The sequence below is a fragment of the Oceanobacter mangrovi genome (assembly GCF_019740315.1).
Lineage (GTDB): Bacteria > Pseudomonadota > Gammaproteobacteria > Pseudomonadales > Oceanobacteraceae > Oceanobacter > Oceanobacter mangrovi.
On the sequence record NZ_JAHXZR010000002.1, the window covers coordinates 295503 to 308635 of the forward strand.

Annotated in this window: 12 protein-coding genes; 6 read left to right on the top strand and 6 right to left on the bottom strand. The window is 55.5% G+C overall.

Translation table 11 applies throughout. The features are described from left to right. The first annotated feature begins 188 nt into the window (after window positions 1-188). Complete coding sequence (locus K6123_RS05370) at window positions 189-1004, top strand: PhzF family phenazine biosynthesis protein (protein WP_221794910.1); 816 nt, start codon at window positions 189-191, stop codon at window positions 1002-1004. Between the two features lie 9 nt (window positions 1005-1013). Here K6123_RS05370 and K6123_RS05375 read toward each other — a convergent pair whose 3' ends face one another. From K6123_RS05375 to K6123_RS05385, 3 genes are all read right to left on the bottom strand, one after another. Next, window positions 1014-1478 (bottom strand): EVE domain-containing protein, encoded by a 465-nt coding sequence (locus K6123_RS05375; protein ID WP_221794912.1) that lies wholly within the window; start codon window positions 1476-1478, stop codon window positions 1014-1016. 29 nt (window positions 1479-1507) lie between these two features. Next, window positions 1508-2734 (bottom strand): CvfB family protein, encoded by a 1227-nt coding sequence (locus K6123_RS05380; protein ID WP_221794914.1) that lies wholly within the window; start codon window positions 2732-2734, stop codon window positions 1508-1510. Between the two features lie 136 nt (window positions 2735-2870). Continuing rightward, the gene (locus K6123_RS05385; RefSeq protein ID WP_221794916.1) at window positions 2871-3149 is read right to left on the bottom strand and encodes a peptidylprolyl isomerase; all 279 of its coding nucleotides are present in this window, start codon (window positions 3147-3149) and stop codon (window positions 2871-2873) included. Between the two features lie 158 nt (window positions 3150-3307). On the opposite strand from K6123_RS05385, the gene K6123_RS05390 reads away from it, so the two are divergent. Continuing rightward, entirely contained in the window at window positions 3308-3625 is a 318-nt protein-coding gene (locus K6123_RS05390; RefSeq protein ID WP_221794918.1) for a DUF3301 domain-containing protein, read from the top strand. Here K6123_RS05390 and K6123_RS05395 read toward each other — a convergent pair. Together K6123_RS05395 and K6123_RS05400 are read right to left on the bottom strand one after the other, a co-directional pair. Continuing rightward, window positions 3622-4356 carry a glutamine amidotransferase-related protein gene (locus tag K6123_RS05395; RefSeq protein ID WP_221794920.1) on the bottom strand — a complete coding sequence of 245 codons (735 nt, stop codon included), beginning with the start codon at window positions 4354-4356 and terminating at the stop codon, window positions 3622-3624. The two genes, K6123_RS05390 and K6123_RS05395, sit on opposite strands and share 4 nt — an antisense overlap. After that, the gene (locus tag K6123_RS05400) at window positions 4353-4607 is read right to left on the bottom strand and encodes a DUF3820 family protein (protein ID WP_221794922.1); all 255 of its coding nucleotides are present in this window, start codon (window positions 4605-4607) and stop codon (window positions 4353-4355) included. The genes K6123_RS05395 and K6123_RS05400 overlap by 4 nt, the downstream gene beginning before the upstream one ends. Window positions 4608-4807: 200 nt before the next feature. Here K6123_RS05400 and K6123_RS05405 point away from each other — a divergent pair, with 200 nt between their 5' ends. Next, window positions 4808-7408, top strand: a complete 2601-nt coding sequence (locus K6123_RS05405; RefSeq protein WP_221794924.1) for a putative bifunctional diguanylate cyclase/phosphodiesterase — start codon at window positions 4808-4810, stop codon at window positions 7406-7408. Between the two features lie 13 nt (window positions 7409-7421). Here the strand turns inward: K6123_RS05405 and ppnP are convergent, their stop codons facing one another. Beyond that, window positions 7422-7703 carry a pyrimidine/purine nucleoside phosphorylase gene (gene ppnP, locus K6123_RS05410; protein ID WP_221794926.1) on the bottom strand — a complete coding sequence of 94 codons (282 nt, stop codon included), beginning with the start codon at window positions 7701-7703 and terminating at the stop codon, window positions 7422-7424. A 285-nt stretch (window positions 7704-7988) separates the two neighbouring features. Between ppnP and K6123_RS05415 the strand changes: the two genes are divergently transcribed. The 3 genes from K6123_RS05415 to K6123_RS05425 all read left to right on the top strand — a co-directional run bounded on the left by K6123_RS05415 (window position 7989) and on the right by K6123_RS05425 (window position 12963). Continuing rightward, on the top strand, window positions 7989-9833 hold the full coding sequence (locus K6123_RS05415; RefSeq protein WP_221794928.1) for a DEAD/DEAH box helicase: 1845 nt from the start codon (window positions 7989-7991) through the stop codon (window positions 9831-9833). Window positions 9834-10002: 169 nt separating this feature from the next. After that, window positions 10003-10605 carry an NADPH-dependent FMN reductase gene (locus K6123_RS05420; RefSeq protein WP_221794930.1) on the top strand — a complete coding sequence of 201 codons (603 nt, stop codon included), beginning with the start codon at window positions 10003-10005 and terminating at the stop codon, window positions 10603-10605. Between the two features lie 81 nt (window positions 10606-10686). After that, the gene (locus K6123_RS05425) at window positions 10687-12963 is read left to right on the top strand and encodes an ATP-dependent helicase (protein WP_221794932.1); all 2277 of its coding nucleotides are present in this window, start codon (window positions 10687-10689) and stop codon (window positions 12961-12963) included. Window positions 12964-13133 lie beyond the last annotated feature (170 nt).

Consider the following 13133-nt stretch of genomic DNA (forward strand, 5'->3'; position numbering starts at 1 on the left):
TGGGCCCTGCTGCGGAATAATCCCGGATGAATGGTGGGCCCAAATACAGATGGCGGCGACTATACGACGAAACGGCGGGCAAGACGACACTGTAATGGCTGCATAGGGCAAAATTGTCGCTGCCGAAGTGGTTGGCCTTGTGGTGCAATAGCGTTTTTTCGTTGCCAGTTACAGGGGAGTAACCCGCCATGGCCAGCCTGCCGATTTTCCAGATAGATGCCTTTACCGATCAGTTGTTTGCGGGCAACCCGGCGGCTGTTGTGCCGCTGGTGCAGTGGCTGGATGATCAGACCCTGCAAAATATTGCGATGGAAAACAACCTGTCGGAAACCGCCTTTCTGGTAAAGCTGGCTGACCAGAGTCAGGCGGACTTTCACTTGCGCTGGTTTACGCCAGCAGTGGAAGTCCGCCTGTGTGGCCATGCCACCCTGGCCAGCGCCCACTGGTACTTCAGCGAAGCCAATCCGGCGGCGACTCAGGTGCGATTTCAAACCCTCAGTGGCATTTTGACCGTTGAACGCAAAGGTCAGGCAATGGTGATGTCGTTGACCGCTGAGCAGCTGCGGCCAGTTGAGGTCAGCGCTGAATACCTGGCGATGCTGGGGTTGAAACCGGAACAGGTCGAGTACACCGGCATGGCGGTGGAGTACCTGCAGGTGGTGGTCAACAGTGAGCCGTTGGTGCAGTCACTCAAACCGGATTTTGCGGCGCTGAAGCACTCCGAATACGGTAGCGTGATAGTGACCGCCCAGGCTATCGAAAAACATTACGATTTTATTGGCCGTTTCTTCGCACCGGCGTTTGCCATTGATGAAGACCCGGTGACGGGTTCTGCTTTTGCCGTGATGGCGCCTTACTGGATGGAACGACTGGATCTTGAACGGGTGGTGGGATACCAGGCTTCAGCCCGTGGCGGCGTGGTGGATTGCTTGCGGGCTGGCGAGCGAGTGTTGCTGACCGGGACTGCCGTGACCTATCTGAAGGGCGAGATTTATCTGCGCTGAGACTGTTGATCAGCCTCGCGCCTTGTACAGCAGGATTTCAAACTCGGCTTCGGTCACTGGCATGATCGACAGCCGATGACCTTTTTTCACCACACCCAGTTCGGTGATTTGTGGCATCGCCTTTATGATGCTGAGCGGTAACACCCGTTTGAATTTTTCCCGGAAGGTGACGTCGACCATAAACCAGCGCGGATTATCCGGGCTGGCTTTGGGGTCGAAGTATTTTGATTCAGGGTCGAACTGGCTGTGGTCGGGGTAAGCGGCGCGGCTGACTTCGGCCAGGCCGGCGATACCAACGTCTTTACAGGACGAGTGATAGATAAACACCAGATCGCCTTGTTTGACCTCGTCACGCAAAAAGTTGCGTGCCTGGTAGTTGCGCACGCCGTCCCAGTGTTCGGTTTGCTGCGGCCGCAGCCGCAGGTGGTCGATGCCAAAGGTGTCTGGTTCGGATTTAAACAGCCAGTACGCCATGCTTGTATCCTTTCGGTTGCCCTTGCTGATTATTCTTTATCGCTACGTTTGCCTTTCAGCGACAGGGTCTTTTCGGTGCTTTTGCGATTGCTCATCCACTTGCGGTTGGATGGTTTATCTTTTGCCGGTTTTTCGGCCACCGTTTTTTCCCGGTTGTTATCACGCGGTTTGGCTTGATCTCGCTTGTAAGGCGAGTCTTTTGGCTTGTCCTGATCGTCACCTTTGGCTGGACGGTCTGATTTGAACGAGCGGGCCGGTTCAGAGGCGCGGCCTGAACGATCAAATGGCTTGTCGGTATATTTTCCAGCTGGTTTGCCTTCGGCGCTTTTGCGAAAGCCGGGTTTGCGGGCACTGTGATCATCTTTTGTCTTGCGGGCTTCGGCTTGCTCTTGCTCGCTGGCCAGCCGAATGCTGTCGGTTTCGATGATGATCTTGCGTTCCTTGTACAAGCGGCCAATCGCCTGTTTGAAAGCGCGTTTGCTGCAGCCAAAGTGCATTTCAATCAGATCGGACGGGCTGTTGTCGCTGACGGCCATGATGCCAGGGCCACTTTGCAGTTTTTTCAAAATGCGACCAGACAGGTCCTGGGTGCGCTTAAAGCCAACGGCTTCCAGGGTCAGGTCGAGTTTGCCATCGTCGCGCACCCGTTTCACAAAGCCGTCGAGTTTCATCCCGATCTTGATCGCGGTACGAATATCGTCGTTGTGCAAAACACCCCACCAGAGGTTGTTGACGACCGCCTTGTAGCCGAGGTCCGTGCGCTGGGCGATCAGCAGCTTGACCGCTTCGCCGTTTTTCAGCAGCGGTTCACCTTCTTCCTGCCAGGCACCGGTCGAGACGGCCTTGTCCTTGATATAGCGGTTGAGTTTGCTGGTGGCGATCAGGCGGCCGGTGTTGTCTTCGGTCAGGTACACCACGTAGGACTTGCCAACTTCCATACGTTGCTGCTGTTCGGCAAACGGCACGAACAGATCTTTTGGCAGTCCCCAGTCCAGAAACGCGCCGGTACGGTTGACGTCGGCGACGGTCAGGCAGGCAATCTGATGCAGTTGAATACGCGGCCGTTGCAGGGTAGCGATGTATCTGTCTTCGGAATCCAGATAGATAAATACCTTGAGGCTGTCGCCAACCTGGGTGCCTTCGGGGATCTGACGGTTGGGCAACAGCACCCGGTCGTTGTCCTGATCCAGCAGGTAAGCGCCTTGTGGCAGGAATTCTTCTACGGTCATCTGGGCATAGGTGCCAGCTTGCAGCATGGTGTATCTCCGTCTCGGTGGGATGGGGGCCTCCGTCTTCGGAGGTCATCGGGTTGTTTATAAATTGAACGGCAAGAGCTTAGCAGCTGATTGCGTCAGCTGCCCAGCCCGGCAGGCACTGATTCGTGTGAACAGATCAGTTGCGGTAAATGGTTTCGATCAAATGGTAGCCAAAGCGGGTTTTTACCGGGCCCTGAACTTTTAACAGTGGGCCTTTAAACACGACGTCATCAAATGGCTTGACCATATCGCCCTTGTTGAACTCGCCGAGGCTGCCGCCGTTTTTCTTCGACGGGCACTGGGAATGTTTCATCGCCAGTTTGGCAAAGTCCGCACCCTTGTCGAGCATGGCTTTTAACTTGTCGGCTTCTTCTTTGGTGTTGACCAGAATATGGCGGGCGCAGGCGCGTGGCATGGGCATTCTCCAGCGGGTTCGTACAGGGCGGCGGAGCATAGCAGAAAGAGGGCAGGGCGCACATTGCCTTTGGCTCTGACACAAGCCAGACTTGATAGTTATTGAGAATAACGCGGTGGCGAATTGGTCGCTGCAACGGATTGAAAGGAACCCGCCACGTGCTGACGCTTGATTTGTTATTGATTCCGCTGCTGCTGGCTCTGGTGTGGCTGGCCTGGGCCAGTCAACAGCGGGCCAAAAATCTGGCTCTGATGCAGGTTCGCAAGCGCTGTGCCAGTGAATCACTGCAGCTGCTGGACGACACTCTGGTGTTCGAAAAACTGTGGCTGGGGCGTTATATCAATGGCGGCGTCTGTATCAAACGCCGCTATCAGTTTGAGTTCTCATCCACCGGCGAACACAGATATCAGGGGCAGGTCACCCTGGCAGGGCAGCGGTTGGCAGCGCTGCAATTGGCTCCACACCATATTGGTTAACCAGGCTGTGTTACCAGCGACCAGTTAAGAAACTCCAGCATCCAGTTACCAACCAGCTGGCTGTCGTTGCTGACATCGACGGTTGCCATGCCGCGCTGGTAGCGCGAGCCTATCACATCCTTGCGGCGTGGCAGCAAGCGCCGCAGATAGGTTGGCGTGAATTCCGGGTGACCCTGGAACGCCAATACCCGGCGGTCGATATTAAAGGCTGCATTCTGACAAAAACCACAACCCGATAGGCGGGTGGCGCCAGGTGGCAGCGCGGTGACCTGATCCCGGTGACTGTAGATCAGCCGGATGTGGCTGCTGTGAACCTGGCTCCAGGCGGGCTGGTTGATCACCTTGCTGGCGCGCACGCCAATTCCCCAGCCCTGATCACTCAAACCGGCGTGACCGCCCAGATTATGGGCCAGAAACTGATGGCCAAAACAGACGCCCAGCATCGGAATGCCTGCATCAAAACAGCGACGAGCGTGGTCTGCCAGCGGCTGTTGCCAGGGCAGTGGGTCGTAAACGCCGCTTTTGGAGCCGGTGATCAGCCAGGCGTCACACTCATCAATACATTGCGGCAGTTGCAGGTCGGTGACCTGATAGTGGCGATATTCCAGCTGCTTGGCCAGTGGCGTGCTCAATTCATCAAAGAAGCGCCGAAACATCATGCCGTAGGAACCGTAGTCGTCCCGCAGGTCGTCGTAGAGAACGTCGGTTTCCAATATGCCCAGTCGGATCAATGTCTTGTTTCCTGGTTAGCGGTAGTTTGTGGCGCAGTTTGGGCGCGCAGGGGCTTGAGAATATCTTCCAGTCCGTGAATGCGGATTTCCAGTGCCAGTGCCATCAGGCGGCCGAGGTCGCCATCGGGGAAACCCTTGTGGCTGAACCACAACAGGTATTCTTCTGGCAGGTCGATTAGCACCTTGCCCTGGTACTTGCCAAACGGCATTACCGTGGAGATCAGGCGGATTAAATCGGTTTTGTCGAACATTTTCTGCCTCTTTGCAGTCAGTGGCGCAAGTGGTCGGCTATAGATTTGCGTATATAGCGAAATTATTAATAAAAACCACACTTCGCGACTTAATCATTCGCGAACTGAACTAACCTGTCATTCTCGCTTTTCTGATAATCGTCCTGCTTATCAGTAGGGCGCTTTGAATTTCACCAGTTGTTTGCCAGCGGAGTTGTAGAGTGGCGAATTTGCAATCTGAACCGGGCTGTCTGTCGGACCAGATGAACAATACGAATAACCGTGCCCGGTTACTCCAACAAATCCTGGAGCGATGTTCAAGGGCTTATATTGCTGCAGAAGGCCGACCGGTTGATCGCGATATCGAAGGGATGCTCTATCTGACCGCCCGTGCCATGGGAGCTGACGTCGCAGCTTTGGTTGTTGCTGGCAATCAAAACCAGCCGTCTATGGTCACTGTCGCTGGCAGCTGTGATCTGGAAACCACGCGCCAGCGTTTGCAGGGCCTTTCTTTACAGGCGCTCGACAGCTGCTGCTCTTATTTGTCGGACATTGAAGTCTTCAGTGTAGCGGATACATCGACGCTGGCCTCTATCTGGAGGGGATTCAGTCACGATCGTCCGGCCTTGTTTGTGCCGATTGTTGCGGCGAATTCGGTGCGTGCCCTGCTGATGCTGGTATTTGCCGGGCCGCTGCGCCCGCTCAATTCTGCTGTGCGCTCGGCGCTGGTTACCCTGACTCATATGTCGCTCGCCTATATTGATGTTGCCCGGCTGTCTGGACAGCTACAGTTTCAGTTGCTGTTGATGGATGAAGCGGCCGATTTTGCGGCCTGGGGCTGCTGGGAATATGTGGTTGGCGAACGCCAGATGCGGGTGTCGCCGACCCTGCAGAAAATGCTTGGTATCAGCATTGATGAAATGGCCCGGCTGCCAGCGGTGCTGCAACGGGTTCATGAAGAAGACCATCCGCGCGTGGCGGAGGTGGTTACTGCCGCTGTCAGTCAGAACAAGGGCTATAACATCCAGTTCCGTATGCGGCTTGGGGATGGCCAGTATGCCCTGCTGCGGGCTGTCACCTGTGTTTCCGGGCAACAACCGGGGTTGCCGGTACGCCGTTATGGTTTCGTGCGCAAGGTTGAGGCGAGTACTCAGCCATCGCTGGCGGATGTGCATGCCGGTGTGATCGAGCATATGGATCAGGGCGTGGTGGTGTTCCATCGTGATGGACGTATCAAGTCAGTGAACAGCGCGTTCAGTGAGATTTCCGGCGTACCAAAGGAAATGTTGATAGGTGCTCGCTGGCAGGAAATTGCCCACCTGTGGTCGTTGCCGAAACCCCTGACTGGCATTGTTCGGCAGGCCATGAAGGACCGCTTCTGGCAGCAGGAGGTGACCTTTCGGCCGGTTGGTGGGCCATCTGGCCAGCATCGGCTGCGACTGGTACCGCTGGATGGTGAAGAATCCCGCAATGAGCACCTGTCGCTGATAATTTCCGGCCATAATCGTGAAGAAGCTGAAGGCTTGCGGATGGACTGGCTGGTTAACCGTGATCTGATGACTGGGTTGCCGAATCGCCATCAGATTGCCTATTTGCTCGACGACGCCATTGCCGAACAGCAGGCGGATGAAAAACTGGTGGTGATGGTGCTGAATCTGGACAGTTTTCGCCAGATCAACGACAGCTATGGTCACGCCTTTGGCAATAAATTGTTGTGTAGTTGGGCCGAACGGCTGGCAGCGATGGGGCTGGGGCAGAATCAGGTGTCGCGGTTGGGCAGTGATGAATTTGCGCTGTTTGCTACCGGTATTCAGGCCCAGACTGAAATCGATATCATGATTTCCATGGTCAGGCAGTTGGCAGCGACGCCGTTCCGGGTGTCTGAGCATCAGAATGTATTTTCGTCAGCCTCCATGGGTATTTCTGTGTATCCCGACCACGGTAAAACTGCTAGCCAGCTGCTGGGCAATGCCGATACGGCGTTGCACGAAGCCAAGCGGCGTGGTCCGGGCTCAATCTGTTTTTACAATGACGAACTCACCCGGGTCATTACCGAGCGGCTGGAGCTGACCAATGAGCTGCGGTTGGCGCTGCAGGGTACCCAGGGTTTGCAGTTGCATTATCAGCCGCAGATCAACGCCCGCAGTGGGCGGGTAGTGGGACTGGAAGCATTGGTTCGCTGGCAGCATCCGCGTCATGGCTTACTGATGCCGGGGCGTTTTATGCCTTGTGCCGAAAGTGCCGGATTGATGCCGGAACTGGACCGGTTTGTGTTGCGCGCAGCGGCGGCAATGATTGCTCACTGGCGACAGCAGGGCATTGCTCTGGTGCCGGTGGCGGTCAACGTCACCCAGCAGAGTTTTGCTGCCGGTAACTTGCATGAGCAGTTGCAATGGTTGCAGCGCAAGCATGATTTGCAGGCGGGAGATCTTGAAATTGAACTCACGGAAGGGACCTTGCTGGAGCCGACCCGACGGGTGTTGGAGATGGTCAACGCAATCCGCGAGCTTGGTTTCGGTATGGTGATCGACGATTTTGGCACCGGCTATTCGTCACTCAGTTATCTGCACCGGTTTCCGCTGCAAAAACTCAAGATTGATCGCAGTTTTGTCAGTGGTCTGGAGAGCACGCCGGAGTCACGGGTGATTACCCGAACCATCGTCAAAATGGCGCAGGAACTGGGTCTGGGGCTGGTGGCGGAAGGCGTGGAGAGCGACCGACAGGCAGAATACCTGTGCTCAATAGGCTGTGATGTGCATCAGGGCTTCTATTACGAACATGCCCTGACGCCAGAGCAGACAGCCTTGCTGTTGCAAGGCTGAGGCGCTACGAAAATTACTCGTAGGTGCAGAAGTAGGCAGTGTCGATGGCGATACGAACCTGGAACTTCTGGTTGGCAGCGATGGCGAAAGAGTCACCCTTGGCGTAGCTCTTCCACTCGGATTCGCCTGGCAGCAAAGCGTCGATACCGCCGGATACCACGGTCATGACTTCGTTCTGGCTGGTGCCGAACTCGTATTCACCAGGAACCATCACACCAACGGTGGCTGGCAGGGTTTCGGTTTGCAGGGCGATAGAGGCAACTTTGCCATCGAAGTACTGGTTAACTTTCAACATGACTGCTTCTCCTGAAAATTAATGGGGCCGCTGTGGCCGGGGCGCGGCAGTATACTCGTAGAAGTGTCAGGACAAAAATTCTTTCAGATTTGTGACTTTTTTCAGAAAAAGCGCGCATTTTAAAATTCCTTGCTGTATATTCTCGCCCCCTTTTGACAAACATACATTGTCGGGCCCGGCCGAATGCAGTGAACCAGTCGCTTACGAAAGACTGGTCTGGAGTGCAGAGAGATCTCAGCAGAGACGGCCCACGCCCTGCCTCTGTGAGAACTGATCAGGTACTTTATGTCCGAAACTATTCCTGCTGGTTTTGCCAGCCTGGGCCTGCCTTTCCCTATCCTGCGTTCACTGGACGAGCTGGGCTACGAAGCTCCATCTCCGATCCAGGCAGCCGGTATTCCACCGCTGCTGGAAGGCAAGGATGTGCTGGGTATGGCACAAACCGGTACCGGTAAAACTGCCGCTTTTGCGCTGCCGTTGCTGGCTCGTACCCAGGCTGACTTCAAGTCACCACAGGTTCTGGTACTGGCACCTACCCGCGAACTGGCCCAACAGGTTGCCGAAGCGGTTAAAACCTACAGCCGTTACGTCGACGGTATCAATGTGACCGCTATTTATGGTGGTACTGACTATGGCTCGCAGCTGCGTGAACTGAAGCGCGGTCCACAGTGGGTCGTTGGTACTCCGGGTCGTGTTATGGATCACCTGCGTCGTGGCTCTCTTAACCTGGCTGACATCAAGGCTGTGGTCCTGGACGAAGCTGACGAAATGCTGCGTATGGGCTTCATCGACGACGTTAACTGGATTCTGGAACACACCCCACGTTCCCGTCAGGTTGCGCTGTTCTCAGCCACCATGCCACGTGAGATCCAGCAGGTTGCCGAAACCCACCTGAAAGATCCGGTACAGGTGAAAATCCAGACCAAGACCACCACCAACGACAAGATCACCCAGAAATACTGGTTCGTTGCTGGCGCGCATAAAAATGATGCGCTGCTGCGTCTGGCTGAAACCGAAGAATTCGACGCCATGATGGTGTTCGTGCGGACCAAGCAAGCGACTGAAGAAGTTGCTGATTTCATGCAGGCCAACGGTTTCCGTTGTCAGCCGCTGAACGGTGATATTCCGCAGCAGCTGCGTGAAAAAGCCGTTGAGAAGCTGAAAGCTGGCCAGCTCGACATGATCGTTGCGACGGACGTTGCTGCCCGTGGCCTTGACGTTGAGCGTATTTCTCACGTAATCAACTACGACATTCCGCAAGACACCGAATCCTACGTTCACCGTATTGGCCGTACCGGTCGTGCCGGTCGTGAAGGTGTTGCGATTGCGTTTGTTCGTGGTCGTGAAAAGCGCATGCTGCGTGACATCGAGCGTGCGACCCGTCAGCAGATTGAAGAGATCCAGCTGCCGACTGCCAAGGATGTAAACGAGCGTCGCAAGACCCGTTTCCAACAGCAGGTTCTGGAAGCGATCAATCCAGAAAAGAACAAGATTTTCCGCGACATCCTGGAAAACGTACAGCTGCAAAACGAACTGGATCCACTCGATCTGGCCGCTGCTGTTGCTGCGCTGATGCAGGGTGAAAAGCCGCTGTTCATTGATGAAAACGAAGATCGTCGTCCACGTCGTGAAGAGCGTGAGCCTCGTGAACCACGTGAGCGTCGTGAACGCGGTGATCGTCCGGAACGTGGCGAACGTCGTGAGCGCAAGAGTTCACCAGATTCCGCACCGCGTCCGTTGAAGGGCAAGCCAGACGTTGAAATGATCCGTTATTGGGTTGGTGTTGGTTATGAGCATGGCCTCAAACCAGGTAACCTGGTGGGTGCGATTGCCAACGAGGCTGATCTCGACAGCGGCTTTATTGGCCACATCGAAATCTTCGATGCCTACTCTGTGGTTGACCTGCCAGGCGGCATGCCAAACGAAACCATGAACGTGCTGAAAAAAGCTCGCGTTTGTGGCCAGTCACTGAACATGCGTCCATACCGTGCAGATCTGTCCAGTGTTGAGCGTCCAGCACGCCCACCGCGTCGTGCCGAAGGCGGTCGTTCAGAAGGCGGTCGTTCAGAAGGCGGTCGTGCGGACCGGGGTAACGGCCCACGTCGTGCGCCACGCAAGCCGCGCGCCTGATCAGCCCTGATTTGCTGAAACCTCAAAACGGTGGCTTGATGCCACCGTTTTTGTTTTCTGGCCCGACACTTGGCGATGTACTCGTAAGTCAGCTGCTTTTTATTGGAATACTGCTATATCGACATCTAGGCTGAATCTGTCAGAGGATTACAAGGGCCTGGTGTTATCCATGCAAATACATGATGTAGCTGATTTGAAGAACGCAATTGTGGCGGCATCGATTCGTCACAATGGTGAAAGTCAGCGGATCGCCGAACAAATACGCGACCGTTTTCTACTGGGAAACGCGGATGTATTCGATCTTTTTCCACTCGATTTACCTATCTGGCACATGGATGCCGAGCCGGACGAACGTGTCGACCTGGTACTGCAACGACTGGCTGCAGCAGACGCATTAATCTTTGTGATTCCGGAATGGCAGGGTATGGTGCCAACTTGCCTGAAAAATCTGTTGCTGTGGAGTTCGTCCGACGAACTGGCCCACAAACCCGTCTTGCCTGTCGCGTTATCGCTCAGCAGTGGCGGTGCTTTTGCCATCGCTGAAATGCGTGCTACCGGTTATCGTAATGGCCGCTTGCTGTACTTGCCCGAACACCTGATTTTGCGCAGTGTCAGTGATCTCTGGAACGATCAGGATCATCCTGCCGACGCATACCTGGCGGGGCGCTCGCAATATTGCATTGATCAGTTGCTGATCTATGCTTCGGTGTTGAAGCCGGTACGTAACAGCCTGTGTATCGGATTGAATGATTTTCCTGATGCGATGATCTGAACGGGCGGCTGCTTCGTCGTCGAAACGACTGGCCAGCTGCCACAACACTCGTTAGCATGCCGTGTCTTGATCGGAATTGGCATGTCGACTCTTACCTCTCATCAGCTTGAGGTGGTTGCTCATCCGCAAGGTCACGCCCGTGTAGTGGCGGTGGCCGGAGCAGGTAAAACCACCACCTTGACCCACTTTATCCAGCAACGTTTACAGCAGGGCGACCGGCCGCGGCGCATGCTGGTGTTGATGTACAACAAGGCTGCCCAGCTGGATTTTCAGCGCAAGTTACATGGCTTGTTGCCAGACCAGAGCTTGCCGGAAGTACGCACCTTTCACTCGCTGGGTTTGCGCATCTACAAAAAGCTGATCGAAATGGGGGAGTTGCCTCCGTTTGACGGCAGCTTGCTCAGCGACTCTGAACTCGACACTGTGGTCTGGCGCATGCTGCAACAGCTGGCCGATGATGAAACCCGCCAGGATATTCTGTCGCAGCGCAAAAAGTGGGTTGAGCCTGCCTGTGGCTTTATTGATCTGGTGAAGTCCGGCCTGTCGCCTGCCGCTGAGGTATTTGAAGCGCTGGAGTTACCACCGGAATGCCGCATTTTTATCGAGCTGTTTGATCAGTTTGAAGAATGGCGCAAGGATCAACGGCGTATCGGTTTTGCCGACATGATCTGGGACCCGGTTCAACTGCTGGTCAGGCGTGCTGATCTGGCAGCTTTCTTTGGCGGTCATATGCAATGGATCCTGGTCGACGAATATCAGGACATCAACGAAATCCAGCAACAGTTGCTGCAAATTCTCTACGGCGGTCGTGGTTCCGTGATGGTGATTGGCGACCCTGATCAGACCATCTACGAATTCCGTGGCTCGCGACCGGAATTTATCGTTTCGGGCTTTGATGAACAAATGGGTGAGGTGGCGGTTTATCAGCTGCCGGAAACCTTCCGCTACGGGCCGAAACTGTCGTTGCTGGCCAACCACCTGATTCACCACAATCGCGAACGGGAAGCGGTGATTTGCCGTTCGCATGCGGGCACACCGGCAACGGCGATCGAAATGCGGCGCTCGGCTCCGGCCCAGGAAGCGGCGGCGGTGCTGGAGCTGGTGCGACAGCAACTGCAGCACTGTCAGCCCAATGATATTGCGGTGATTTGCCGGATCTGGGCCTTGTGCGCGCCGATTGAACTGGCGTTGCTGCAGGCCAATATTCCCTATCAACTGGATCATTCGTTGTCAGTGCTGGATCGCTGGGAGCTGGAGATCTTCTGGCTGTTGCTGGAAATCGCTGCCGGGCGTTTTGGTGAGCGTAGCCCGCAGCGGCGGCGCGAGGCCTGGCTGACGATTCTGACCACGCCGTATCCGAAAATCCGTCGTCAGGTACTGGAACAGATTGCTGATGAACTGGCTAACCATAGTCAGAATTTTGGTCGCGCCTTGCAGCGGGCAATTCCCGATACCATCAGTCGCTGGCAAAAGGAGCAGTTGCTGCAGCGGGCGGAAGTACTCGACAGCGCCGAGCTGCTGCAAATGCCTGCCTGGCGGTTGCTGAACACCTATATCGACGTCACGGATCTGGAACAAGGCGTGCGTGACAGCGCCTTTTCAGCTCAGCAGGTGGAAGACCGGCTGCAAACCATCAAGGCGTTTGTGCAGTTTATTGGTGACAGTCAGCAGTCGTCGGACACCGCCTATGACTTTTTGCTGGAACTGCGTGAGCGTGCCCGCCAGCAAAATGGTCGTGGCAGTCATGGGGTGCGGCTGACCTCGATTCACAAAAGCAAGGGGCTGGAGTGGTCGGTGGTGATTATCCCGGGCCTCAACGGTCACTATTTTCCCTATCGGCCGGAAGGCGCGTTTACCACGCCTGCAAGTGTCGAAAGCGAACGTCGACTGTTATACGTTGCCATGACCCGGGCGCGCCAGCAGCTGTTTTTGCTGGGGCCGGTGGTCAAGCGCGGCCTGGATGTGGCGGATCGTGAACTCGACAGCCCGTTCTGGCAGGAACTGAATCTGGCCGATTGTGAAGCCATTCAGCAGGCGCTGGAGCAATCCCAAACGGAAGCTCAGATCAGTCGGCCGCAGGCCAGCTGGTTGGCGGAATATCTGCAGGCCACTGGCCAGCAGTTGCAGCTGCTGGTGAAGCGGCCGCCCAAACCTGAATCTGCATCCGGCAAGCCCGCGCTGATGAAACCAGGGTTGACGGCTGGCCCGGCAGGGCGGCGGATTGAGCATGCCTTGTTGGGCAAGGGACGAGTAGTCAAGCTGGATGAGCGTTATCTGACCGTACAATTTGATGGTGAATCGTCAAACCGGGTGTTGTTGCTGGAAGCGGTAAAGCAACAGTTACGCTGGCTCGACTGATAATGGGACAGGTTGCTAGCTCTGGCTGTCTTGTTTCAACTGTTGCCTGGACTGCATAAGGGTGTGACCCAGCCGTCACTGACGGGCAAACGGCTTGTCTGGCAGCGGCAACGTGGTGGCATGGAGTTTCCCAGTTGTTATACTGGGCGCTCGTTTCGTTAGTGGGTTGT